This is a genomic window from Sphingobium sp. B11D3A (assembly GCF_025961695.1).
In the GTDB taxonomy this organism is placed as follows: domain Bacteria; phylum Pseudomonadota; class Alphaproteobacteria; order Sphingomonadales; family Sphingomonadaceae; genus Sphingobium.
In genome coordinates this window covers 16,110-39,548 of sequence record NZ_JAOQOE010000002.1, presented here as the reverse complement: position 1 = coordinate 39,548, position 23,439 = coordinate 16,110, and the positions used below count along the sequence as shown (strand labels likewise).

The 23,439-nt window shown below is 59.8% G+C and carries 23 protein-coding genes and 1 pseudogene; 8 read left to right on the top strand and 16 right to left on the bottom strand.

From position 1 onward, the window contains the following. Positions 1-282: 282 nt before the first annotated feature. Positions 283-978, top strand: coding sequence for a tyrosine-type recombinase/integrase (locus M2332_RS16680; protein ID WP_413715990.1), 696 nt, complete (start codon positions 283-285; stop codon positions 976-978). 27 nt (positions 979-1,005) lie between these two features. Here M2332_RS16680 and M2332_RS16360 read toward each other — a convergent pair whose 3' ends face one another. Continuing rightward, positions 1,006-3,207: a TonB-dependent receptor gene (locus M2332_RS16360; RefSeq protein WP_264575017.1), complete on the bottom strand. Its 2,202-nt coding sequence runs from the start codon at positions 3,205-3,207 to the stop codon at positions 1,006-1,008. Positions 3,208-3,582: 375 nt separating this feature from the next. Here M2332_RS16360 and M2332_RS16355 point away from each other — a divergent pair. Then, positions 3,583-3,867: pseudogene (locus M2332_RS16355) on the top strand (transposase); the annotation flags it as partial. A 115-nt stretch (positions 3,868-3,982) separates the two neighbouring features. On the opposite strand, the gene M2332_RS16675 reads toward M2332_RS16355, so the two are convergent. From M2332_RS16675 to M2332_RS16330, 6 genes are all read right to left on the bottom strand, one after another. After that, a complete protein-coding gene (locus tag M2332_RS16675; RefSeq protein ID WP_413715992.1) occupies positions 3,983-4,312 on the bottom strand; it encodes an excalibur calcium-binding domain-containing protein in 330 nt (109 codons plus the stop codon). Positions 4,313-4,469: 157 nt separating this feature from the next. After that, positions 4,470-5,156 (bottom strand): hypothetical protein, encoded by a 687-nt coding sequence (locus M2332_RS16350; RefSeq protein ID WP_264575016.1) that lies wholly within the window; start codon positions 5,154-5,156, stop codon positions 4,470-4,472. After that, positions 5,153-5,626, bottom strand: coding sequence for a thermonuclease family protein (locus M2332_RS16345; protein ID WP_264575015.1), 474 nt, complete (start codon positions 5,624-5,626; stop codon positions 5,153-5,155). Before M2332_RS16345 ends, M2332_RS16350 begins: the two co-directional genes overlap by 4 nt. 24 nt (positions 5,627-5,650) lie before the next feature. Further along, the gene (gene mobF / locus M2332_RS16340) at positions 5,651-8,779 is read right to left on the bottom strand and encodes a MobF family relaxase (protein WP_264575014.1); all 3,129 of its coding nucleotides are present in this window, start codon (positions 8,777-8,779) and stop codon (positions 5,651-5,653) included. Positions 8,780-8,820: 41 nt separating this feature from the next. Continuing rightward, complete coding sequence (locus M2332_RS16335) at positions 8,821-11,082, bottom strand: type IV secretion system DNA-binding domain-containing protein (protein ID WP_264575013.1); 2,262 nt, start codon at positions 11,080-11,082, stop codon at positions 8,821-8,823. Beyond that, complete coding sequence (locus M2332_RS16330; RefSeq protein WP_264575012.1) at positions 11,072-11,353, bottom strand: ribbon-helix-helix protein, CopG family; 282 nt, start codon at positions 11,351-11,353, stop codon at positions 11,072-11,074. The genes M2332_RS16335 and M2332_RS16330 overlap by 11 nt, the downstream gene beginning before the upstream one ends. Positions 11,354-12,206: 853 nt before the next feature. On the opposite strand from M2332_RS16330, the gene M2332_RS16325 reads away from it, so the two are divergent. Beyond that, positions 12,207-12,392 carry a hypothetical protein gene (locus tag M2332_RS16325; RefSeq protein WP_264575011.1) on the top strand — a complete coding sequence of 62 codons (186 nt, stop codon included), beginning with the start codon at positions 12,207-12,209 and terminating at the stop codon, positions 12,390-12,392. Between the two features lie 128 nt (positions 12,393-12,520). Here the strand turns inward: M2332_RS16325 and M2332_RS16320 are convergent, their stop codons facing one another. Next, the gene (locus tag M2332_RS16320; RefSeq protein ID WP_264575010.1) at positions 12,521-12,649 is read right to left on the bottom strand and encodes a hypothetical protein; all 129 of its coding nucleotides are present in this window, start codon (positions 12,647-12,649) and stop codon (positions 12,521-12,523) included. 381 nt (positions 12,650-13,030) lie between these two features. Here M2332_RS16320 and M2332_RS16315 point away from each other — a divergent pair, with 381 nt between their 5' ends. Then, on the top strand, positions 13,031-14,254 hold the full coding sequence (locus M2332_RS16315; RefSeq protein ID WP_264575009.1) for a DUF1173 domain-containing protein: 1,224 nt from the start codon (positions 13,031-13,033) through the stop codon (positions 14,252-14,254). A 69-nt stretch (positions 14,255-14,323) separates the two neighbouring features. Here the strand turns inward: M2332_RS16315 and M2332_RS16310 are convergent, their stop codons facing one another. Further along, positions 14,324-14,665: a hypothetical protein gene (locus M2332_RS16310; RefSeq protein ID WP_264575008.1), complete on the bottom strand. Its 342-nt coding sequence runs from the start codon at positions 14,663-14,665 to the stop codon at positions 14,324-14,326. Further along, complete coding sequence (locus tag M2332_RS16305; RefSeq protein ID WP_264575007.1) at positions 14,665-15,354, bottom strand: ParA family protein; 690 nt, start codon at positions 15,352-15,354, stop codon at positions 14,665-14,667. The genes M2332_RS16310 and M2332_RS16305 overlap by 1 nt, the downstream gene beginning before the upstream one ends. 335 nt (positions 15,355-15,689) lie before the next feature. On the opposite strand from M2332_RS16305, the gene M2332_RS16300 reads away from it, so the two are divergent. Next, entirely contained in the window at positions 15,690-16,823 is a 1,134-nt protein-coding gene (locus M2332_RS16300) for a helix-turn-helix domain-containing protein (protein ID WP_264575006.1), read from the top strand. 48 nt (positions 16,824-16,871) lie between these two features. Next, positions 16,872-17,168: an HU family DNA-binding protein gene (locus tag M2332_RS16295; RefSeq protein ID WP_413715991.1), complete on the top strand. Its 297-nt coding sequence runs from the start codon at positions 16,872-16,874 to the stop codon at positions 17,166-17,168. A gap of 122 nt (positions 17,169-17,290) precedes the next feature. On the opposite strand, the gene M2332_RS16290 is transcribed toward M2332_RS16295, so the two are convergent. From M2332_RS16290 to M2332_RS16280, 3 genes are all read right to left on the bottom strand, one after another. Further along, positions 17,291-17,488 (bottom strand): hypothetical protein, encoded by a 198-nt coding sequence (locus M2332_RS16290; protein WP_264575004.1) that lies wholly within the window; start codon positions 17,486-17,488, stop codon positions 17,291-17,293. A 114-nt stretch (positions 17,489-17,602) separates the two neighbouring features. Continuing rightward, positions 17,603-19,114 (bottom strand): DUF4942 domain-containing protein, encoded by a 1,512-nt coding sequence (locus M2332_RS16285; protein WP_264575003.1) that lies wholly within the window; start codon positions 19,112-19,114, stop codon positions 17,603-17,605. Positions 19,115-19,188: 74 nt separating this feature from the next. After that, the gene (locus M2332_RS16280; RefSeq protein WP_264575002.1) at positions 19,189-19,578 is read right to left on the bottom strand and encodes a DUF3768 domain-containing protein; all 390 of its coding nucleotides are present in this window, start codon (positions 19,576-19,578) and stop codon (positions 19,189-19,191) included. 458 nt (positions 19,579-20,036) lie between these two features. Here M2332_RS16280 and M2332_RS16275 point away from each other — a divergent pair, with 458 nt between their 5' ends. Continuing rightward, entirely contained in the window at positions 20,037-20,399 is a 363-nt protein-coding gene (locus M2332_RS16275; RefSeq protein ID WP_264575001.1) for a hypothetical protein, read from the top strand. Here M2332_RS16275 and M2332_RS16270 read toward each other — a convergent pair. The 3 genes from M2332_RS16270 to M2332_RS16260 form a co-directional block, all read right to left on the bottom strand. Continuing rightward, positions 20,396-20,662 (bottom strand): WGR domain-containing protein, encoded by a 267-nt coding sequence (locus M2332_RS16270; RefSeq protein WP_264575000.1) that lies wholly within the window; start codon positions 20,660-20,662, stop codon positions 20,396-20,398. The genes M2332_RS16275 and M2332_RS16270 overlap by 4 nt on opposite strands. Before the next feature lie 309 nt (positions 20,663-20,971). Further along, entirely contained in the window at positions 20,972-21,817 is an 846-nt protein-coding gene (locus M2332_RS16265; protein ID WP_264574999.1) for a DUF932 domain-containing protein, read from the bottom strand. A gap of 385 nt (positions 21,818-22,202) precedes the next feature. After that, on the bottom strand, positions 22,203-22,844 hold the full coding sequence (locus M2332_RS16260; protein WP_264574998.1) for an SOS response-associated peptidase family protein: 642 nt from the start codon (positions 22,842-22,844) through the stop codon (positions 22,203-22,205). 144 nt (positions 22,845-22,988) lie between these two features. On the opposite strand from M2332_RS16260, the gene M2332_RS16255 reads away from it, so the two are divergent. After that, positions 22,989-23,435, top strand: a complete 447-nt coding sequence (locus M2332_RS16255) for a LexA family protein (RefSeq protein WP_264574997.1) — start codon at positions 22,989-22,991, stop codon at positions 23,433-23,435. Positions 23,436-23,439: the final 4 nt, after the last annotated feature.

Below are 23,439 nucleotides of genomic sequence, written 5' to 3'. Positions count from 1 at the left end.
AGAGTTTCTGCGCGACGATCATCCCGCTTCGTAAAGCGTTCCACTCTGTTCCATTTTGTCGCATTCGTTCCGATTTTTATCAAGTCGCGCCTTTTATAAGCTGATTTGATTAACTATCGTGAAGACATCTCAAATTCGCGCAATAAATACATCATTTTAACCTATCATGTTGCGGAGTTGAATAGCGATAAAAATGTCTAACTCCTATAGTTATCTTAACTATCCAAAACATTATTACTAGAACAGATTTTTTTTAAATCTTTGGCATTAGAGAGTTGGAATATGCATTGGTCAGTTTTCAACGAATATGGACGCCGTAAGTATCTAAATCGTGGCGAGATAAAGGAATTCTTGGACGTATCACGACAATTTTCGGATGAAATCTACGCCTTCTGCAGATTGCTTGCGGAAACAGGGTGCCGAATCTCCGAAGCGCTCGCTATAGACCAAGATAGAATTGATAGCCGAGAATTCTATATTGTTTTTGAGACGCTTAAAAGGCGGCAGCGCGGTGTATTTCGGCGTGTTCCAGTTTCGTGTGGGTTAGTCGCTCTTCTCTTGGATATCAAAGCGATCAGGAGTGGGGGACGCCTATGGGCTTGGTCGAGGACGACTGCGTGGCGTCACGTAAATGCTGTCCTGGGGGCAGCAAATATTCGGGGGCCGCAGGCGTCACCTAAAGGGTTCCGTCATGGTTTTGCCGTTGCAGCCCTCGGTGCTGGAGCACCATTAAATCTGGTGCAACGATGGCTGGGACATTCCGATATCCAGACCACATCAATTTACGCCGCGGCGGTGGGGCCCGAGGAACGAGAGATTGTGGCCAGGGTCTGGGGCCGGTATCAACAAGAGCATAATGACCTTCTTGGGGATAATTACGCCCGTCGCCCAGATCTATGGCCAGCCTCCAGCCTCAGAAGCAATGTCTCAACTTTTCCGAACGCGGCTACCCCCCCTGAACCCGTATTCTTTATTTAGGTTTGTGTACGGCCTCATGACGGTATTCTAAAAAGTGAGAGCAATGGCGGCTCCCATTTGGCGTTGTTGGCCCTGATAGCTTTCGAACGCCCGACTATCGATGGGATTAGGCAGGATAACTTCGGCATATCGCTCGTCCAGACAGTTTTTGCACCAGATGGACAGGCGCGCCCCTTTACGGGCAAGACCAAAACGAGCCGTGAGCAATTGCGTAGCGTTTACGCCACTGAAGGGGTTAACGTTCACGGACGCCCGATACGAACTGCTCAGCATCAGGCGCATAGACCCGAAACCACGCCATTTTTTATCTATCGGGAAGTTCAGATCGGCTCCGACTGATCCGCTCCATCTGGGCGCCCAGCCCAAGGCCGCGCCGCCGACGTCGCCGTTGCCAAGATCAGTTCCCCGGTCGAAGCGGGTATGGAGATGCGTAATATCGCCAGAAATAGCCAGGCCAGTGACCAAGCTGAACTCGCCTGTTAACTCGAAGCCTTTAATAAGAGCCCCTGCTCCGTTTGTTACGAAAAAAACCGGAGGCGCAAATATTTGGTTTTGTACACGATGATATTGGTCGAGGAAGAACGCGGCGGAGAAGCTCAGCTTGTTCCGTAGAATCTGCCCTTTTGCGCCCAACTCGACGTGATCAACCGTTTCAGGATCAAAGCCCGGGTTGGCAGCCGCACCAATCAAGCCAGAAGCTTCACGAGCCAGGTTAATTCCCCCTGCCTTGTAACCACGTGCGTAAGAAAAGTACGTCGATAGCGTGTCTGAATGATGATGAGAGATGCCAACTGTCCAGCTTGGCACAACTGTGTGAGTACGCGCCTCAAATCGAGGGTTTACGCGTGGCAGGACAATCAGAACAGATTGATCAAAAACACCTCTGGCAAACTTGCGATCGACATCAATTCGGCCGCCAGCATTCAGTTGTATGCTACGCGCGAGCGGCACGTCTATGTTGCCGAAGATCGCGAAGCTTTTCGCCTTCTGCACAAGGTCGTCGGACGCTCCGCGTCCAACGGCGGGGCTGAGTACCGGCGGAAAGAAGCGTCGAGTGTCTGCGCCCCAATCATACTGTCGAAGCCGAGAAATTCGTTCGCTCCGAAAAAAGGCGCCTAAGCGCCAAGACGATCCTCTTGGACCGTCCTCTAAATCCGCCATCCGCGATAGACGCAGCTCCTGTGTGAAGATTTCGCTCGTAATGGTGGTATCGATACTCGCCAACATAGCGCCGGTGAAATCGCCTTCTGCCAAAGTATGGCTGCCAAATCGGCGGTAGCTGGAGATACTGGTGAGGACGACGTTAGGGAGTACGTTCAGATTAGCTGTGCTGGCAGCTCCTCGGTCGCGCACAGAAGAACGCTGAAGGTCACTCATCAGTGTTTGTAATCGCGCGGGCTCGGGCGCTACATTCGTTTTGGCTATGACTGTCTCAAACGGCGTAACGTACCTGTTTAACCGCACGGTTGCACAGCAATGCTCCGCAGTTCGACCCATGTCGGCCGCCAAGTCCAGCGTAAAATTCGGACTGGGGACGATACGGACCTGCACTCGCAGTCCGTAACGATTTAAATCATTGTGGCGTCGAGAGGGTTGCCAGAAATCCCCTACCAAGCCGTCACCCTTGCTACGATAGCCCGTAAATCGAGCGGCCACTGTGGAACTAAGCGGCGCGTTCAGCGCCATTTGGATGGTTGCGCGCCTGTAGCTACCTAGTTCTGCGTCGGCGCGGCCTTCCCAAGTCCCGAGTTTCGGCTTTTTTGTCAGGATCTGAACAGCGCCGGCGGTCGCACTAGTCCCTGATTTAGTGCCCACAGGCCCCGAGTGAATTTCCACCTGTTCTATGTCGAAGAGATTGCCCGCGACCATGCCGGATCGACTTCGGTACACTTCATCAACGAAGGTCGTGACCGCAGGTTCGATGCCCAGTTGAAACACAGGGGAACCAAAGCCTCGAAGTCTGAAGGACGCTCCTTCTGCAGGCGCACCCGATGACGGAGTTCGCAATGACGGCAATACGCTCGGTAAATCGAACATCGAGCTGATATTATTTGCTTCGAGCTGCTGACCTGTCAAAATCCGGAGGGAGGCCGTTTTGTCCTCATTAGGCGCATCCGATAGAGACCCGGTAACTACGATCTGATTTGATTCTGTGTTGCTCGGTGGAGAATCTGCGAGTGCTTCTGTAGATAACCCTAAGCCCCAAAGTACGATAAAGCTTCCAGCCAACGTCCGTAAAACGAGCGGCTGAAAATGCCGCCGTCCCGACGGTTTGCGGCCTACCAAGCAACGGGAGCGTCGTTCGGCGGTGCCCCGCTGGAGAACGCTTTGGCTCTCTGAGGAACTGCAACAATGTCTCAGTTTGAGAGGCAATGGGTAATCCATCTGTGCATCTCCCGAGCATGATTTTTCGTACCAGAATTAGCTCGCTGCAGTATTATGATTGCGAATTGCGCCCCTATTCTCGTCCTTCTGCCGAATCAATCCCGTCCGAGAAACGTGCGGCTTTGGATTTGCCTGTGACTCCGCTCTTGGAAGCTGGGACTCAAACGAACCGCCCCGGGGATAGCCGGATGCCCTAACTCCTGAGAGGAAGGGTCTACGATGAGGAAGATGACGAACAAGTTTGCACCGGAGGTTCGTGAGCGGGCAGTTCGCACGGTGCTGGATCACGAGAGCGAATAGCCATGCCGCTGGGCAGCGATAACATCGATAGTAGCCATGATCGGCTGCTCAGGAAACACATTGCTGGATTGGGTGAAGAAGGCCGAGGTTAACAGTGGGAAGCGGGCCGGCGTTCCGACCGAACTGGCAGAACGGCTGAAGGCGCTGGAGCGCGGGAATCGCGAGCTACGGCAGGCCAACGAGATACGGAATCGCCGATTAGCGATTATTGTGGAAACGAACGGGGTCGTCTCAATAATGGTCAATTGCTATGCCGCGATCGCCGTGATGAACTTACTTCAGGCTTTAAGGGGCGGCTCAGATCCAGCTGTGGCAGCGATTATTGACCCCGGTAAGGCTCGCAACCGATACCGTCTCCATCGCCGTCCAAGCGCTCCGAAAACCCTCGCTCGTAGCTTTGGATTGGTGCGACGCCTGCCTCGCGAACTTGGTCACAGCCCGGATAGGTATATCCAACCGGTAAAGCGTCAAGGATCGCCTGACGCTCCTGAGCCGCTTCCCAAGTGTGAGTAGCGAAAGCGATGCCGACACCGGAAGCAGCGGCGATGATGCTATAACGGAGGGCCGTCTCAAGCGTCGTTTCCGGCCGTGAAGGGCGCCGCTTTCCGTGCCGTTTGTTGACGTTCCGACGGGGATACTGCCGAGACATCATGCGATTCTGTCACGCAAGTGTCAAAAGCAGGTTAAGTTTCGAGGCAGTCGCATTGAGATGTTGAACATTCGGCCGGTTTAGTGCTGCCACCACGCTCACTGGAATGTCCGCAGCAGCGGCGAGGAGCCGGCGTTCTCCGGCCCCCCTCTACCTATCAATTCGGATCGACTGTCTTGTCGCCCTCCCCCGGCGTGATGCGCGGACCATCTTCCCAAGGCGTGCCGACGAACTCGGGCTGACCTTCGACATAGGTGACGGTCGCTCCCGTGTCGGTCCGGACGCGGCGCACGACGTCGAGGATCGTCTTGTTGGTCCAGTCGTCGGGCTTGCCGACCACGGCCTGGCCGAGCGCGCGGCCGAGGCGGGCCGATAGCCCCCCACCCTGCTCTTTGATGTCCACGGCATAGACATCGAGCTGATAGCCCTCAACATAGGGGAACAGGCACATGGTCATCATGAGCTGCTGAGATCCGCGCACCTTGCGCACGGCCGAGCTGATCCACACCGCGCCATCGCAGCGCGCCTGTTTCACGCTCGCCATCTGGGCGCTGGAGATCATGCCCGCGAACGGGCTGTTTTCGAACGGATTGACCAACCGGAACCGCCCTGGCTTCTCGTGCGGCGGCCCTATGACGAGCGGCGTCGTCGTATCCGAATTCGAGATGTTCGGATTGAGGCCGTCCTGCAGGGCCTTGATCATCGGCGCGCGCTTGGCGTCGGTCTTGAAATCGAAAATGTGGTAGAGTTCTGTAACACGCTGGGAGTCCTGCGCATTGGCCGCTGGCATCGCCACGATCGCGACCGCGCCGATCGCAGCCAGCCTCAGTGCTTTCAACTTCATTCGATTGTCCCCTTTCTTACGACAGTCATCGGGCACACCGTCATGATGCGGTTGCCGTCATCCCATTGGGATTTGTAGGTCGCGCCAGCCTCCAGCATGGCGCAGCTGAGGTTGCGTCCCTCGGGCGTCTCGACCACGGCGACGAGACGGCCGTAGCGATCCTTCTTGACCGGACGCACGAGCAGATCGCCGACTGCCGCTCGCTTAAGCGCACGATGCTGGGCGTGCGGATTACCGGGGGCACAGTCGCGCCCGCGCCGGCAGTGCCCGGGCAGCTCGGCGGCATCGATCCCGAGCAGGCGGATGCGCCGATCCCCGCATCGCAGGGTGTCGCCGTCGATGGCCCGGCAACCGCTTACGCGCATCGTCGGCGTCGGGTCGAGAAAGGCCTGCGGAGACTTGATCCCGAAATTGCGATCAAGGGACAGCACAAGGCCGATCAGCACGAGCAGGATGATGATGATGCGCATGTTTGTTGGTCCCGTGGCGTTGGATCAGAGTTCGAGCGATCTGGATCGATCGCGCTGGAGCGCAGGTGCCGGGGCAGAAGCCTCCTGCTTCGGGCCATTGGAGCCGATAGGCGCAGCACGGTCGGACAGGCCTCCAAGGTCGAGCTTGGCCAGATCGGCAATCGCCTTTGTCTCGAGCCCGCCCTGCCCTTTCAGGATGCTCTCAACCTCCAGCTTGCCCGTCACCTCGAGCGCTGAATATTTGTCGCCGGCGTTGCGGGAGAGCTGGGCGATCAGCTTGCTTTTGTTGTCGGTGAAGAGCCGCACATCATATTGCTGGCGGGTCATGTTCACGAGAAAGGCGCGCGCATTCGACAGATTGCGCTCGGCCGCGCCCATAACCGCAAAGACCGTGTGGTTGGTGATGCCCTGCGCCATATGGGTGTTGATCGCGTAGGCCAGATCGATGCGCTTGAGCATCGGGTCGCCATTCATCAGCACCCGATCCTCCCCACTGGCAAGGCGCACAGTGACGGAATCGGCATCCACTTTCGTGACCTGCGCGATCGTGGCGTTGAGCATCCCCCGCCCGTCCCGCTTGTCGCTGTCGGTCCAGCGGATCGTCTCGCCATCGTGCAGGCGGATCTGTTTCTCCTTCGCCAGCTGCAGACCGTCATGGCGGTCGGTCGAGCTGATTGCGCGCGGATCGATGCGGTGCTTGCGCCCCTTCTCGTCGATAAGGCCCACGCGGCCGTTCTCGTAGATCCGCGCGATGCGATACTCACCCTTGGCCAGGCCCAGCGGATTGCGGGCGGCGCGCACCTCCAGCACGCTTGCCTGTTCCTGTTTCCAGAAATGGGCATAGCGCAGCTCCTCATGGGTCAGGCCGATGCGCTCGCGCACCACAAACGCCCTTCCCTCGCCGGTCAGCGTGCCCTCGTCCTTCAAGCCGGACTGGATGATCTCGTTGATCTGCGCGCGGGCATCCTTGCTTGAGGGAAGCAGTGTGGTGTGCGCTCGGTCCTGCCGCGACAAGGCAAGCCAGGCGTTGGCGGACTCGGTTACACGGTCCTTGGTCTCTACGACGCGGTCGCCCAGCACTGACACAGCGCCCAGCAAATTGCCGCGATCGGCAAGATCGGCGACGAGCTGCATCGCCTGCGTCTTCTGGCGCATGTTGATGTTGACCTCGTTGATGCCTTGCTCGTCTTTGATGCGGCGGGCCTGCATGATCGCAAACGGCTTGCCGGCCTCGATCGCGCTGAGCTGCTTGCGGTCTCCGATGATCGCGAGACGCCCGGCCTCCATGAGATTGGCGACGGCGACGAGCTTGCTCATCTGTTCGGTGGAGATCATCGAGGCTTCGTCGAGGACCAGATATTTGCCGGCCAGCTCAGCCCTGGCCTGCTCCAGTTTCACGGGATCGGGATCGGATTTCAGGAACCGCTCGGTTTTTGCGAGGAAGCCGTGGACGGTCGAGGCTTCCATGCCGGTATCGGCGCGAAGATCCGCAACCATCTTGTTCTGAAACGCCAGGGCCTGCGCCTCGCCCTTGGGATCGCTCTGAAGAAGCAGGGTCTGCGTGCCCTGCGCGCTCGCGGCACGGATCGCAGTATCCATGGCTTCGGCCAGCGCCACGGGCTGCAACATCGTGGACTTGCCGGCGCCCGCCCTGCCCTGCACCAGCACGAACCGGTCCGGACTGGAGACCAGATCGATCGCGGCGGCGAGCTGCTGATGATTGAGAGATCGTTCGCCGGCGAACTGCTGCAAGGTGTCGGCAGCAACGGCCGCATCCATGAGTGGCCGTCCCCTGCCCTGCCCTTCGTCCATGCCGGAAAGGATGGCCTGCTCCTGTGCCAGTGCCGTCCTTGTCGTGAGGAGATCGCCGCCCTCATCGAGGCGCCCCGACGAGCCAGCAATCAGCTCGCCCTTCGTTGTCAGCGCGGCAACACGCGCCTCGACCTCTTCGTGGGTCACATTGGCAAAGCCAAGGTCCAGCGCCGTCTTCAAAACGTCCTGCGGCTTGAAGGCGGCTTCCCGCTCGGTCAGCACGCGAATGGCACTCGCCACGGCATGTTGCGCGCTGGCCACCGCAGGATCGCGCGTGGCTCGGGCCAGGTCGCGGTCGATGAGAGGATCGCCGGCCCGCGCGGCTTTCTCCCCAAGCATCGCGATCGCGCTACGAATGGCGTCCGTGACGGCCTGATAGCCGCGAACAATGCGCCCCGGCTCTGCCTGGCGCAGCGACTGCGCGTAAACCGCATCGCCATTGTATGCATATTCCGCACCTTCGGTACGCCACTTGTCCAGCAGCTCGGCACGGTCGCCGGCGTCGAGCTTGGGGTCGCGGGTCCGCAAGGCCACGGCCAACATCCCCTCGCGCGACTGGATGCCCAGCTCCTGCGCGCGCTCCTTGATGTCAGCCCGGCGCTTGGAAAAGCCCTCCAGCGATTCCTTGTTCAGGCCCTCGATCTCGAACGCGCCATGCTTGCCCTCGAGGCGGGTCTTGTAGCCTAGCCCTTCGATCTCCTTGCGGAGCGTCGCATGATAGATGGAGCCGAGCGTGGTGTTGGCGTTCCACATCGCCCCATTGTGCCAGGCCCGCCACCCGTCATCGCGGACCACTTCTCCGGTGGCCGGATCGACCTTATCCGGCGCGCGGTACTTCTCGGGGATCTGCGTCATATTGGCGATGACCGCATGGATATGCGCCTGCGGGTCGAGGCTTCGGCTCGTGTCGTGCGGGAACAGCGCATAGACGAGATTGCCGGTCCGCACCGCGACGTCCTTGCCGTCGATCTTCACCCGCGCTTCGGCAAGGTTCTTCTCGGCCCATTTCATGGTGGCGAGGACCGCCTTGCGATTGGCATCGAGCAGACGCTTGTCGCCCGAGAGATAGGCCAGCAGGCTCGCGCTCTTGGGCATCGAGAATGTGAAATCCGAGCCATGGGCGTGCTTGCCGGGGGTTCCGACTTGACGGCCGTCCGGCAGCTCGCCGTTCAGCAGCTTCTCGAAGGTCTTATGCTCGACCTGGCCATCCAGACCGAGCGAGGCGGACCCCTGCCCCGCCCATTGCGAGGATTCCGCCGACTGTTCGGCGGTATAGTAATTGTCGCTGGCGAAATATGTGGCAGCGCCGCCGGCGGAGCGGACCGTTCCCATGGACAGCATCGCTTACCTCCTGCCACCATGAATGATCGACGACCCGGCCCTCACAGTTCGAACCCCAAGCCATCATCATCGCGGTCTCGCTCCTCCTTGCGGAACGACATGGCCATTTCACGCTTCGCCAGTTTGCCGGCGTCCAGCTCCTCATCCTTGCGGGATACGCTCTCCGTCGCATTTCCTTGGTCCGCCGTAACATCGTTCTGGTGCGGCTCGGGTTGGTTCTGACCGGCGCCTTGCGAAGCAAACTGCGCCTCGGAAGGTGGGCCGGCCTGCGGGCTCACTGATGGCTCTGGCGTCTTCCCCTGATCGCCAAGATCGGCCGACAAACTATCAGCATCGCGCTGCGCAATATCTGGTGACGTAGCCGGCTGTGCGCCGCGGCCGCCCTCCCCGCCTTCGCTCTCTTCGTCGGCCTCGTCGTGCGGCGCCACCATTGGCGGCGGCGGGGCCGGGAGATAACCCTGCGCCTGCGACGGATAGGCGACATAAGGGACCTGGACATAGGCTGCCGGGAAGCCCTCACGAAACCGCAAATAGGCATGGAGGTTCGGCAGCGACATGATGTCGTCGGGGAACACCAGCGGCTCTTCGCGACGGCTCGGACTGATCGTCGACGCATCGCGCGCTTCATGCGCGCCATAGGAATAGGCCTCGTCCATGGTTCGCACCTGACGGGTGCCGATCAGCTTGGAGCATTCGTCGGCCGTCTCAGCATCACCGGTGGCCAGGATGACCTTGGTGAAGGCGAGGCTGGTGATGTTCCGCGCGCCCTCCTCGCCATAGGTCATGCGCAAGCGGGCAAGGCTGTGAACGCCAAGCACGAACGCGCCGCCGAACGAACGGGCCGTCTGCAGACCGTCTTCCAGCGCCGGCAACTGGTGAAGCGCGCCCAGCTCGTCGAACACATACCAGGTCCGCAACCGCGCCGTATGCGGCATGGTCATCAGCGTATGGATCGCGATGTTCATCCATGCACTGACGAGCGCGCGATTGAGCGGCATATCGACATGCCGCGAGGTGATGAACAGATTGGAGCCACCCCGGCTTTCGTCGCGCACCCAATCGCGGATCGAAAAGGCTGGTCCCTCCGTTGGCAGGAACCGCAAGGCATCGCCGTGGGAGTTGAGAACGCCCCGGATCGAGTTCGCCATGCGGGCCGCATCGGGGGAGGTCAGAGGATCTGCGACCGTGCCCTTGAGCTTGGCATAAATGTCAGACAGCTTCGCGGTCAGCAGCTTGTCGGAAAGGGCTTTGTTAGTCCCCTGCCCTTCGGCCTTCAGCTTCACGCACATCTCAACGAACAGCATTCGCGCTGCGCGTTCCCAGAAGCCGCCATCGGCGCCGTCCTCATCGGGGATGAGCGCGCTTGCCGCGGCGACAAATTCCGCCTGTGTGTCGCAATCGTGGAACACCGACCAGTTGCGACAACGCTTGTCTGTCAGGTTCAGAATATGGTCGCGTTTCTCGTCATAGAAGGCCTCGACATAGTGCCCCGTCAAATCAAAAATGACGCAGTTTTGCCCTCGCTCTACGGCCTGCGAGATTAAGTCACGCAGGACCGTTGTCTTGCCCGCACCGGTGGTACCGAACACCATGACATGATTCTGTTCGCGACCATGCGGAAATGGAACCGTCGCGATCGAATAGGGACGCAGGAGGTTGCGGCGCGCGCGCTCCTCACGCGGTAAATCGAGAACCTTTGAAAAGGCCATGCCGGGATATTCCCGCGCGGCAATCTTGCGCACTTCCTGCTCGTTATGGCGTTCGATAACGCTCACCTGATGCGCGCGCGATGTCAGCTCGCTACCGCGTTCATGATGCACTTCCATCATCGCCTTTGAGCGACTTCTGGCGTGCATCACGAACCACAATGTGAAGATCGCGGCGATAATTGTCGCGATGATCGCGCTGCCGACAAAGGCCCATACAAACTTGCTCCACGCCTCCTGCACCGGAGGCATGAAGGGCACGTAACCCATGTAGGTCTGCTGCACGCTCCCGTCTGCCAAAGTGACGTTCACGCGCTTCATCGGATCGAAGCCGATATGATCCCATAACCAGGACAATGATCGCATCGAAATCATGCGAAACTCGTGATCGTCGAGGATCAGAAACAGGCGCAGCCACAGGAGCCCGAGGAAGGTGCCGGCCCATGCCAGAAAGGGCATCCGCCCTGCCCGCCACATCATCGACCATTGGTGGCCGATCAGCTGCGAACCACGCGTGAAATGGGTGGAGTTATGGCGCGGCTCGCCCTGGGAAGAGCGCGGCGAAATTCGCGGCGAACCCGAACGCTTACCCGCCATGAAACTTCTCTATCCGTCCGCGGGCTGCGGAGACGAGTTCTTCCCGACGCTCCGGCGCGTTTTGTGCAAGCCAAACTTCCAGAATGAGCTGACTATATTCGCAGACAAGCGCCAGACGTCCGGGATTGGCCGCCCTGCCTTCTTGATGCTGGAAATAAAACTCAAGCGCGCTGCGGATCACCTCGGACCGCGACAGACCAGTCTCCGCTGACCGCGCGGATAGCCGTGTCGCCAGATCCGGCGAAGCTTTGAACGTAAGTATCTTGGTCACTAGTCGACCCCATGGTCGAGCTGGCAACCTTGCGCTGGCAAAGGCGTAATACCGCGCTACCAAACAAGCCCAGTTTGGTCAATTCTTCCGTTCGAGGTATTACAAAGTCATACCGGCAGTGCGGCGCCTGGCTGGGAGGTTCCGCAGCCAAAGTCCCTCTATATCAGTAACATATATGTCGTATGCCAAAGGTAATACCTTCCGCCGGTCGGACAACCACAGGCTTATTACAATCGAATACCAATATTAAATGCGTAATACCTGCATAAGGCTCTGTTTTATCGGCCATTTTGCTGCGTATTATTCTCGCACCGCGCATACGGTGTGCAGACCTGAAAGGTCATTCTGAGGGGTGGGCATGACCCATCCCCGGCAACATGGATCTTCGGCCTTTGGCCGGCTATTGAACTCCGGCAGGCACCCCCTGCCCCGCCGGGCCAGAGCAAAGAACTTCTGCGGATGCGGTCACCCCGTGAGGGGGCATTCATGCAGCCGAGAGCGCAGCGGCAAGGGCCTCCAGTGATTGTCCAACTGGACAATCATCATGCCGCTGAAAGGAGGCCATCAGACGTGGCGCTTGTCGCCACCAGCCCTGTCACCGACGCGAAGTCGGCGGGGATGGACCAGCAACGCCGCAGGTTATCCATAGGCTAGAGCGCTGACCCAAGAGCTGGCGGAGGCCTGTGGGTAACCTGTGTCCTTTGACAGGGGCCAAGCGTGCTCATAGGGCTGCCGTAGATGCCCCAGCAAGGGCGAGAGGCAAGGGAGGTCCTATCACATCATGGCAAGGCCCAAAAAGATCGCGAACAGCCTTGAGGCCATTGCGGCTCAACGTGCCGAACTTCAGGAGCGTATGGCAGCGCTCGACGCAGCGGAACGCGCCGCGCGGGAGGCCGCTCAGGACGAAGGCCGGGACGTGCTGATGAAGGCGCTGGAGCGCGTCAAGATTCCCGCCATGGATCGCTCGAACGCCAAAGCGATCGCCAAAGCGATTTCGACTCTCGACGCATCTGAAATCGTTCGTAAGCTGAGCGTCTGATCGTTCATGTAACGGTCGCGTAGCTGGCGAAGCGCATGAGGGACTTGTCCCTCTAGGCGGTTTGCCAATAGGCGCTGAATAATGAGACGAAGGCCGCCCTTGCGGATGCGGCCTTCGCGGCGATCCGATCAATCGGACCACTCATAGCTCAGTGACATCTGATCGGCATAGAAGTCGATCTCCAGCGCGATCTCAGCCGATTCATCGAGCAGCCTTTCTTCGGCGAGCGCAGCCCTCGCGGCCTGCTCATTCGACAAAGCAGCCCAGTCGATAGTTGCGGAATAATGCTCGTGGCGACGCAGCTGGCGCTCGATGAGCGCGGCCTGATTGCCGAGCTTTACAATGGTGCTGATGTGATATTCATGCGTGCATGATAACCTCCATCAAATGTGACTTGATGGACAGTCATCGGAGGCTGCAAAGCGCCTCCAGAATTGGCAGACAACGGAAGAAGTTTTCTTCCCCTCAGAGCCCGCAATGCGTAGCGGCGCGCAGGCCGAATGATACGTGCGTCACGCGAGCGAGACGAGGGCTATCCCCCTGCCCCGTGATCATTTCGGTTGAAACAAGCGCACACCATGTTTCATATCGAGACAATTATTCGGGCGATCTAGTCGCCCTTAGCGGGAAGAGTTTTCATGCAAAGCTATCGGATCTTGGGACAAGAAATCAGCTCCGATGATCCGGGTTTTGACCCCTTATTAGCCCGCGCCTACTCTCTGAAAGATCGCCCGCTATGCCTTTGTCGGTCAGACGAGAGCCTGCCGCTCTACATCGCCGTTCGCAACGGCACCTATCTACTCGCGCGTTGGCCTCATTCGGGGCCGCGACACGCGCCCTGGTGCGACCATTATGAAGCGCCAGATTCTCTCACCGGCATGGGCCAAGTGAAAGGATCGGCCGTCGTGGAGAATGAGGAAACCGGGGAAACATCTCTGCGCCTCGCCTTCCCTCTCTCTCGCGGGGCAGCGCGCTCGGCGCCAAGCTCGTTCACCAACGACAAGCCTACCATCAAGTCCAATGGTCAGCGCCTCAGTATCCGGGGCACACTTCATTACCTGTGGGACCGAGCGCAGCTCACACACTGGCATCCGAAGATGGCTGACAAGCGCTATTGGGGTCTCATCCGGCGCGAGCTGCTGCAGGCAGCGCATGGTTGCAAGGCACGAGGCGCGAACCTGTCGGAAGTGCTGTTCATCCCGGAGCCTTTCCGGCTCGATGCGAAGGATGAGATTGCCAAGCGGCGGCGTTCGGAACTCGGACACGCCTACGCCTCGCGCGACAACCTCATGATCATGATCGGTGAGGTAAAGGCGTTCGATCGGGACCGCTTCGGCGAACGTCTGATCGTTAAGCACCTTCCCGATTGGCCGTTTCTGCTCGACGATGACATGGCCCGTCGCGTGCACCGCCGCTTCGCCGCTGAAGAGGAACTATGGCGGTTGCACGGGGAGGATGGACATCTGGTCGTTGCCGCCACCTTCTCGATCAGCTCTGCGGGGGCCCCTCACCTCCACGAAATCAGCCTGATGCCCGTTACGAGGGAATGGCTACCTTATGAGACCATGATGGAGCAGGAACTGATTTCCTTGGCGGTCAAGGCGCGTAGGCGCTTCGTCAAGGGGATGCGGGTCAACCTGGCAGAGGACAAGCCCATAGCAAGTTTGATGTTCACTGATACCGGCGCACAGGCAACGGCGGTGCATCTCGTCCACAATCTCGCCGGCCCGCGTAGCGATGAGGATCTCGCTCTCTTGATGAATGCGCAAGGTGTGGCACATGTCACCTGGCAGTCGGGCATGGCGTTGCCGCCGTCTAGCCACCGACACGACAGGCCTGATGGCGCAGGGTCCCTGCACTGACACTGAGCGAAGCTGCATTAGCGCGAATCTAATGGTGGCCCGCCAAATGCTTTGATGAGCGCGATAGCTCTATTTTGGTTCCTCCGAGCGCTGAGCCACTAACGCTTTCAGCGCCAGCTCCAGGACTGCACCTAGTGGTTGATTGAGTTCGTCAGCCACAGAATAAAGAAGATTGATCGTCTCTTCGGTTGCCTTGACATTGATCTGGCGATTTCTGCCCGTTGTGTAACGGCGGCCCTGTCGAGGTTGTGCTTGAATGCGTTCTTTATCCCCCGGCTCTTCGCGAGCGGACCTGCTCGGAAACCCATTTTCCTTGGCGATCTGATCCAAGGTCTTCGGGTCCATTCGAGCTGATGATTTACGTGGCGTAAAATCACCTAGATCACCGAATACGGGTGCTCGCTCGGACATTATGCTGCCTCCCCTGCCCTAGCCTGCTTCGACGCCCTCAGGCGATCTACGACCTCCATCGTGAACGCGTTCGCGTTTGCGATTGCCTTATCGAGGTTGGCGACATCTTCGCCCCTTAGTCCGTCCAACGTCTGCCGGAAGGAAAACATTGCGCGATAGGCTTCGCGCTCATGGAGTTGGGTGTCGAATACAGAAATCGCGTTGTTCCCTAGCCCCTCCATGATGTGGCTCGTGGTACGCGTACGGATCGCCGGATTCGTGCGCGTTAACAGCACGCCATAATCCACCTTGCTTCGCGACATCTTTTCCTGCTGATGGATCACCTTGAGCGCCCTGCCCGCCTGCTCGGCATCAAGCTGCGAGCCCTGCGTCGGGATGATCACAAGGTCTGCCTGGCTAACGGCTAAGACCACAATTTTGGCGGCAGTTCCCTCAAGGTCGACGATTACGAATGGCGTGGCAGCCGCAGCTTCCTCGATCTTATCTATGATGTTTTCTTCATCAGCATCGGCGATGATTTTCAGATTGTCGGGGGCGTTCCCTCCCCTCTCCCATGATTGGAAAGGCCGGTTCGGATCGGCATCGATGACCGTGACTGGGGCACCTTGGCTCAGTTGGTTTGCGAGGATCATTGCGGAAGTGGTTTTTCCGACCCCGCCCTTTGGACTGAGAAATACGATCGTGGGCATTGCGACCCCTAGCTCCCCTTGAAAGGTATCCAGTAGCTACTGGATAACGTGGCGTATCCGATAGCTATCATAAAGCCAGGTGGTTGCCCATAGCTTTCTGCTAACGTCTAGCTTCCAGCTACGGGGTAGCTACTCGTTATCTGGTAGCTTCCCGCTATCCGATAGCTTTCTGCTGCCCAACGGGATATCCTTACGATAGCTGATAGCTACCTATTACCATCACGCAGTTATTCAAAAAAGCTACAGTGCCCGGCGCCCGAAAAAGGTCGACGCAACTCCGGTTGACGGTCAACTAAACGACCGGTTTATTGACAATGGAAGAGGGGAGGGCGTTGATGATCGAAAGAGCGCTCGCAGACATTACAGAGGCTGACCTTCAAGGCCTTGTCGAACGAGCTACCCCTGAAAATCGCCGGCTCGACTTTAAGGCTCAACTCCCGGGCCGAAGCTCACGGGAAGTGAAAAACTTTCTTATCGACGTGGCGTCTTTCGCAAACGGGGAAGGGGGGGATCTCATCTATGGCCTCGTCGAGGATGGTAATGGCGCGGCTTATGCTTTGCCCGGTGTTGGGCCAGAGGGCTTGGACGAAAGCCTGCTGGCCTTTGAGCAACGCGTCCGCGATTGCTTAGACCCACGCTTGCCAACGTTCGACATCCACCGTGTCCCCTTAGCCAGCGGCCAGGTTGCGATCGTCGTTCGGGTGCCGCCGAGTATGCTGGCTCCCCACCGTGTGAGATACGAGGGGCATAGCTACTTCTATGGTCGTCATAGCGGAGGCAATTTCGAGATGGACGCTGCGGACCTTCGTTTCGCCTTTGCGGCGAACGAGAGTATTTCGATAAGGCTCCGCGATCTACACAAGAGGGCGGTGCAGCGCTTGGATGGCGAGAACATGCCATGCGCCATGCACCCAGGCCCCAAGTTCGTCCTTACAATCGCACCATTGTCACTAGGTCGCGAGCGAGGCGACTTTCCCATCACGCAGCACAATGCAATGCTGCCCTACGATCCCGACCGAAGACCACCAGTTGTAAGGACAGGTCTGGAAGGGGTTATCATCTACATACCCGCCGATGAAAATCCCCAGTCGGCCTCTGCCTGGTCCATCAGCCATAGAGCCGGATACCTGGAACATGTTTGGTCTCTCGGGAGGATACACGAGACAGCCGGCGCCGTAATCTTTCGCTCGCGGATCGAGGAAGCTGTTGCCAATATGGCAGCTCATTCGATGACCCACCTGCGCGAACTCGGTCTTGACGGCCCATTCGTGGCCTTGGCTACCATGACCGGCATTAGGGATTACAAAATATGGATCAGGGCCGATTGGCCGACCGACGAGGCGTGGCAAGATCCTGCATATCTAGGCGAGGTGATCGCTGACCGCCTTGATCCGGACAGCGTGCGGCCACTTCTGGAAGCGAGCTGGCGGGTTTTCGGAGAGAATGACGTGCCCCCTGCAGGTCGATAGCTCTTAACCGGTGACGCAGAACTTTTAACGCACTATCGGCGCTTCGCCATTCAAAGGGAGACGACAGATATGAATAATGCAGAACTCGCGCAGAAGGTCGCCGATGCAACCGGCATCACCAAGGCAGATGCGCGCAAATATGTCGATGCGGTGTTCGTCGAGCTGGCCGCCGCTGCCAAGCAGGGTGATGAAGTCAGCATCAACGGCTTTGGCAAGTTCAAGGTCAAGGACAGTCCGGCGCGGGAAGGGCGCAATCCGGCCACTGGCGCCGCCATGACAATTGCTGCCTCGCGCAAGCTGACCTTCGCGGCCGCAAAGGGCCTCAAGGATTTGCTCAACGGCTGACGAGCGACAAGAAAATGGGCCGGTGGATCGCTCCACCGGCCCGGTTTCCCAACGTGACGATTTTCGCCTTCAGCCACGTTGGGCAGGAAAGTCCGATATCTAGCTGCTAGGCTTCAACGAGTCTACTCGCCGGCCTGTCGCTCGGGGTTCAGTATTTCGCTGACCTCATCATAGCTTTCACGAACGACGAGATCCGCACCCTCGCCAAAGAATATGATGGTGTTGTCATCTGACGGAGCCCAATGGGTCACGAGGGCAAGATTGACGCTGACGGGATTGCCATCGTCCAAGGTAAATTCGGCGATGATCGGGTCAGGCATTGGTCGCTCTCCATCGGTCATCAGGGGTGAAATGGCCGGTGAAACGAACGCTCCACCGGCCAGATCCTGTATCGGCGATTTCGCATTCAACCGATACAAGGGGGGAAGATCAAATTAGCCCGACGGCTTGCGAATAACCAGCATAACCGTGTTAACATTGGTCCCCGCATGGGCAAATGACCGCTCGGGCAGCTCGTGCCAGCATTGGGCGCGCCGCCACGGGTCGCGAGGCAGTAGGTCATGCAGGGCCTTATGGCGTGCGTCGCTCGCAAATTCAGCCCGCGCCGACATCACCGCCACCAGCACACCGCCCGGCTTGAGGAATTGATAGGCATGTCGGACATGATCGCAGTCGCGCCCACGGTCGAAGGGCGGGTTCATGACGATCCTGTCGAATGTCTCTGTCGGCATGACGGAGAGGAAATCGATGGTCGTCACATCATCGAAGCCATGCACGACCCTCAACTCATGCGCCAATCCCGGCTGAATTTCGATGCAGCTAACATCGGCGCCTTTGGTGCGGGCCGCACAGGCCAGCACGCCCGTTCCGGCGCTCGGCTCAAGCACTCTGTCGCCTTCGCGGATCGCAGCAAGGCCGATGACCCGATCTGCGACTTCCTGCGATGAATTGAACGCACCGAACTTCTTGGCGGGCGTCGCATGATAGAGCGGCCCGGCTTCGTAACTCGGGCCGGTCCCGACATCGCCCTCAATAGGCTTGTAATATTCGAGCAGAAGCGCGTTGATTTGCTTGAGCAGGTCTTTGCGCTCAAACCACAAGTGCAGATTGCCGTTCTGAAAAACCCGCACCCGAAAATAGTCGCCCTCAACGAGCCGGGGCAGGCCGCCGGTGCGCTTTGCGGTTTCGACCTGATGGACAATGCCGATTGCCTGATTGGGGCCGATGGGGGGAAGGCCGTCCAGCTCCCTAAAGATGCGCTCGACATCATGAAGCGTATCGCGGCGCTGATAGCTCTCCCATCCGCCCCAGCTTTCCGTTCGCATGGCCCGTTCCAGGATGAGTCGACTGCCAATCTCAAAGGCATCATGGCTGCGAAACCGACGATCCATTTTCATGAACACGTTCGCGATCCCGCGAAGATACATATCGCGGCGGTTTCCCCAGATGCTGGTAAATGTGGCGCTGCAATTTTCCGGCGTGAAGGCGGGCGGCTCGTCCTTAAGGCTGTCACGAAATTCCTCACGGGCCTGTCGATCGAGCAGCGCGTCAAATCCGAGCTTTTCGAGGAGATTTGACCAGCAACGCCGGTCAACCTCATGGGTTACGGTGCGCTCGAACTGCTGACGGGCGGTGAACTCGATGCGCTTGCTGGTGTCGCGATCGCGATAGCTGGCGCCTCCTGTGGCAAGAAAGGCAATCGTCACGTCGCGCTCTGAACTGTCGTAGCGGTCGCGCGATGGTGCGTGCAGAGCAATCTTTCCCCCGATTGACGCTGCCGCCGCTGCGTCAATATTTGCGTGGAGGGTGTCATAGGCATCGAGCCAAAGCGCTATCGCGCGGTCGCGGCCTTTGGTCAGGTCTTCAATATTGGCAAGAAGGGCAGGGAGATTGCCCCCGTTAGGCTGCGCGGATGCGTCGGGCCGCTCGATCTTGAGATGGTGCATTGCTCACTCGCTATCGAAATATCGTGAATGGGGAGGGGAACGGGGGCAAATGTCGCCCCCGCTCGATGCGCCGCTTAAAATTCGTCGGTGCGCAGGATCGTGAGAACGCGCGCGGTCCTGTCTGGATCGGCGGGGTCGGGCGAGCCGTCCTTGAGCGCTGCGTCGTAATAATCGATCTTCCACATGCAGCTAACGCCTTCCCATGTGAACAAGCCAAGATCGCGGTATCCTTCTGGATCATTATCGCTGTCGAAGGCATCGAACTGACGGACCTCCCGCATAATTGCGGCCTGTCGGCGATAGCCTGACCATTTGGCGGCATCTCCAATCATGGCATCGATACCGGCGGTTACGATAACCTGATTGTGGCCGGCGGCCTGCGGCAATGCTCTGCGCATGGCGTCGTTGAGCGCTGCGATCTTCGCGACTTTGCTTTGCGGCTGTTCGGCGGTCTGAATGGTCATATCGTTTTCCCTTAATCTTGGAGCCGAAGGCGATGGCTCCGTGCCATCGGCTTCTGCCGAGTGGCGAACTGGGACGGGGAATTTGCATCGGCTCGTGCGGGGGGAGGGGGATCACCCGGCCTGCACGGACCCCGGCCTTGAGCCGGGGGGAGGAAGGCTGGGGATACCGCCCGCACGACCAAGCGGAGCTGCGTAGCAGCGGAGACGGCCAGGCCGTAGCAAAGGGGGCAGGAACAGGCCCCGCAACGCGCGCAGCGCCTTCAGGACGGCAGCAGGAGCGGCCCTAGCGTGTCGCCGGCATTGTCCGGTGCGCGCACAGAGGATCTTCGGGCATAAAGGCCACGGAGCGCCGCGCTGACCCAGGAGCTGGCGAAGGGAAGTGGCCTGCCCGGCATTTGGCGCTGAAAAATACTCCCCCATGGCTGGACCGCGATTCCGCCGGAGCGTAGAATCCGTGCATGGCAGACAAGATCGACCGGATTTTTCCGCGCTGGGCGCAAACCCTCGGCGCACTCCATCACTCAAATGGCCTTGCGCGCTCGCAGTGCCGGCGATGCGGTGTGCAATTGCGCGTCGATCTGGAGGCGCTGGCGCTCAAGCACGGGCCGATGGCGAGCCTGATCGATCGCTCGGATCGCTGCAGCATGGTAGCCTGTCATGGCAGCGTGTTTTACCTCGCCTCACGCAGCTACGGGCGGCAATGGCTGAGACTGGTCAGCCGCGAGGATCTGCTACGCGATCTTGAGAGGGCAGCACCGGCCTGCAATGCACAGTCGCTCGATCTGCCCCGCACGCGCACAGCATCAACGCGCGCAGGCTAGACCCGGCGATATTCGACGCCAAGGCGGGCTTTCGCGCTGGCTCGTCTTTTGAGGAGCTGGCGGACGAAACGTGCGCCGCGATCGGCATCCTCGAACGACACGCGCCGGGTTTGCCCGGCTCCGCCGCCGATGCGGCCCCAGCTATAGTCGACGACGAGCGCGCCGAAGAGATCGCGCTGCGCGTGAATCTCGTAGCGCCGCGCGATGTTGCGAGCCTGGTCCACGGCCTGCAAGCGGATATGCTGATTGTCGTCGGTGAGCATGGCCGCACTGTCCTCGCGCGTGCGCGCGAGGTCCAACCGGAAATCTGAATCAGTGCGCCGGGACTGATTCAGATTTCCGGTCAACAAGGCTAGGTCGGCCGAGCTGGGGCCTCGGCGCCAGCTCGGCCGTCATCACCAGGGCAAATTGAACTGCTGACCTATGCGCGGTGCCGGCGCGGGTGGCCGGGTCGGCGGGGGCATGTCTGCCGGAGGGACAAGGCAGAGCGTGGCGAGAGCCGCGCGGAAATCGTCATAGGTCATCGCCACCTCGTCGTTGATGGGGGAGGCCGTGAAGCCTCCCCAACGCGATCATGCGGCCTTGAGGCGGGCCATGCCTTCGGCGAGGGTCCAGAGCGCGCGGTTGACGCCTACGTTCTGATCGATGCCGTTGATGGCGCGGGTCTTGCGCCGGACCATGCGCCCATCTGCATTCTCACGGGTGCCATTGAGACCGCCACGAATGATGTTCTCCTGCACGCGATTGAACACGGTCCACAAATCGGCGCCGAAGTCGGCCTGACGACGTGGCTGCAATATCTGCTCGGGGGTGACGGGGCTGTCCACTTCGTCATAGCGAGCGACAAGCGCGGCCTGTGCAAACACGCGCTGTTCCTCGGGGCGCAGAGCGATGCCTGCCATTTCGCGCGATGCATCGATCAGGCGGGGGAAGTCCTGCGCGACCGTGTAGGCGCCTTCGATGATCTGATCTGCAATGTTACCCTTGTGGGGAACGCGCACCTCCTTGAACTGCTCGCCTGCGATCATGGAGTTGGTGCAGACGAAGCGAATGAGGCCAGCGAACATCTGATAGCTGGTCGTGCCATCATGGCTGTTGACGATCACCACCTCCGGGGCCTGCGTCGCGCCGATCTGGTCGGGGCGGCGCATCCGCAGCATGTGCTTGGCGTGGCCGAACCGCGAACCGTCGCGGGGCTGCGCCTGCACGGCAAAGAACGGCGCAAACCCTTCCTTGCGAAGACCCTGCACGATCTCGATGGTGGGCACATAGACATATTTGGCCGAACGGCTGCCGTGGGCTTCCTCGGCAAAGATCGAGGGCACGACTTGGCGGAGCTGGTCATCGCTGAGCGCTTCGCGCGCGGCGATCTGGCGGGCGTTGCGGTGGCTGAAGCGGGTTGCGAGCGTGTGATACATGGACTTCCCTTTCTTAATCGGAGCCGAAGGCGATGGCTCGTGGGCCATCGGCTTCTGCCGAGTGGCGAGCTGGGACGGGGAATTTGCATCGGCTCGTGCGGGGGGAGGGGGATCACCCGGCGCGCAGGGAGCGGAGCGACTGAGCGTTGGGGACACCGCCCGCACGACCAAGCGGAGGCGCGGTAAGCGCCGCAGACGGCCAGGCCGTAGCAAAGGGGGCAGGAACAGGCCCCGCAACCCGCGCAGCGCTACTGAGACGGCCGCAGCAGCGGCCTAAGCGTGTCGCCGGCATTGTCCGGCGCGCGCACAGAGGATCTTCGGGCATCAAGGCCACGGAGCGCCGCGCTGACCCAGGAGCTGGCGAAGGGGAGTGGCCTGCCCGGCCTTATAGCAGCGCTGGCGCGCTCGGTGGGCGCTTCACCCAGGGAATGGCGGTGCGCTCGACCTTGATCCTGTCAGCGGGATAGGGGCGGTCGAACTGATAAAGCACATCGAGCGGCGCGGTGAGCCACGTCTCCCAATCGGCGGGATCGACGATCACGGGCGAGCGATCATGAATGTCAGCCAGCTCGGGGGCGTTGTCCGTCATCACGCCCGTATAGCAGCGGCCCCATTCCGCGCTGTCCGTCCAAAGCCCGGCCCATGCAAAAACCGGCTGATCGGGGAGGGAAAGCCATGCCTCGGTCATGCTGCCCTTTGGGCCGATGGCTTCGGCAAAACGCGCGGTGGGGATGAGACAGCGGTTCGCAACGCCGGTCCACCGGCGCCAGAAGCCGCCAAGTTTATCGAACCGGGCGTTGTTGACGGGCTTTGGCTTGAGGGGCTGGCCGGTCTTCGCGCTCTTGAGCGTGACGGGAAAGCCCCATGTCATCTGATCGATCACCAGCTCGCCTTCCTGCTGGAGGACGACAAGGCCGGGGTCTTTGGGATGGACGATCAGTGGCCCCTCGTTGACCGCGCGGAACATCCGTGCGCCGAAGGTCGTGCGGATGGTTTCGGGTTCACCCCTTTGAGCGCGATTGCACATGGCTGATATTTCGGGGCGTGCGCAGCAATGTCAATGCGGGGAGGGAGGCGGAATGCCAAGCGACAGGCGGGTTTTTGCACCCTTGCGACGAACGGTGCAAAATCTCTGTTCCCTTTCTGTTCTGACGCGCATTACAATTGTGGGATGCCGCTCGCTTTCGCCTCGCTGTCGGATCGCCCGATTCCTTTGATCGATGTGCCGGTAGATTTGCGCCTGCAAATCATCGGCAGCGCAGGGGCTGGCTTTCCGTCACCCGCGCAGGATTGGGAAGAATCAGCGATCAATCTGGTCGATCTGCTGCGGCTCGACCGGGCCGCGAGCTTCGTGTTCGAGGTGCGCGGCAATTCGATGGTCGATGCCGGCATCTATGACCGCGATATCGTCGTGGTCGACCGCGACGGGCGCCCGTGCAACGGGCGGATCGTCATCGCGGTTGTCGATGGCGGGTTTGTGGTGCGCCAGCTCACCACGCGCGGCGGGAGCGCCTACCTTCAGGCGCGCAACAGCCGCATGAACTATCCCGAGACGAGCGCCGAAGGCGTCGAGATTTGGGGCGTGGTGCGCGCCAGCGTGCGCAACCTTGCGGGCTGATCGC

Bases quoted from the DNA above. Each gene is read 5' to 3' on its own strand.
- M2332_RS16350 (WP_264575016.1), bottom strand. From the start codon at position 5,156: ATGAAGTTGAAAGCACTGAGGCTGGCTGCGATCGGCGCGGTCGCGATC.
- M2332_RS16345 (WP_264575015.1), bottom strand. From the start codon at position 5,626: ATGCGCATCATCATCATCCTGCTCGTGCTGATCGGCCTTGTGCTGTCC.
- M2332_RS16310 (WP_264575008.1), bottom strand. From the start codon at position 14,665: ATGTCCGAGCGAGCACCCGTATTCGGTGATCTAGGTGATTTTACGCCA.
- M2332_RS16275 (WP_264575001.1), top strand. From the start codon at position 20,037: ATGGCAGACAAGATCGACCGGATTTTTCCGCGCTGGGCGCAAACCCTC.
- M2332_RS16265 (WP_264574999.1), bottom strand. From the start codon at position 21,817: ATGTATCACACGCTCGCAACCCGCTTCAGCCACCGCAACGCCCGCCAG.
- M2332_RS16260 (WP_264574998.1), bottom strand. From the start codon at position 22,844: ATGTGCAATCGCGCTCAAAGGGGTGAACCCGAAACCATCCGCACGACC.
- M2332_RS16315 (WP_264575009.1), top strand. From the start codon at position 13,031: ATGCAAAGCTATCGGATCTTGGGACAAGAAATCAGCTCCGATGATCCG.
- M2332_RS16285 (WP_264575003.1), bottom strand. From the start codon at position 19,114: ATGCACCATCTCAAGATCGAGCGGCCCGACGCATCCGCGCAGCCTAAC.
- M2332_RS16300 (WP_264575006.1), top strand. From the start codon at position 15,690: ATGATCGAAAGAGCGCTCGCAGACATTACAGAGGCTGACCTTCAAGGC.
- M2332_RS16325 (WP_264575011.1), top strand. From the start codon at position 12,207: ATGGCAGCGCTCGACGCAGCGGAACGCGCCGCGCGGGAGGCCGCTCAG.
- M2332_RS16335 (WP_264575013.1), bottom strand. From the start codon at position 11,082: ATGGCGGGTAAGCGTTCGGGTTCGCCGCGAATTTCGCCGCGCTCTTCC.
- M2332_RS16290 (WP_264575004.1), bottom strand. From the start codon at position 17,488: ATGCCTGACCCGATCATCGCCGAATTTACCTTGGACGATGGCAATCCC.
- M2332_RS16305 (WP_264575007.1), bottom strand. From the start codon at position 15,354: ATGCCCACGATCGTATTTCTCAGTCCAAAGGGCGGGGTCGGAAAAACC.
- M2332_RS16680 (WP_413715990.1), top strand. From the start codon at position 283: ATGCATTGGTCAGTTTTCAACGAATATGGACGCCGTAAGTATCTAAAT.
- mobF (WP_264575014.1), bottom strand. From the start codon at position 8,779: ATGCTGTCCATGGGAACGGTCCGCTCCGCCGGCGGCGCTGCCACATAT.
- M2332_RS16675 (WP_413715992.1), bottom strand. From the start codon at position 4,312: ATGTCTCGGCAGTATCCCCGTCGGAACGTCAACAAACGGCACGGAAAG.
- M2332_RS16255 (WP_264574997.1), top strand. From the start codon at position 22,989: ATGCCGCTCGCTTTCGCCTCGCTGTCGGATCGCCCGATTCCTTTGATC.
- M2332_RS16280 (WP_264575002.1), bottom strand. From the start codon at position 19,578: ATGACCATTCAGACCGCCGAACAGCCGCAAAGCAAAGTCGCGAAGATC.
- M2332_RS16270 (WP_264575000.1), bottom strand. From the start codon at position 20,662: ATGCTCACCGACGACAATCAGCATATCCGCTTGCAGGCCGTGGACCAG.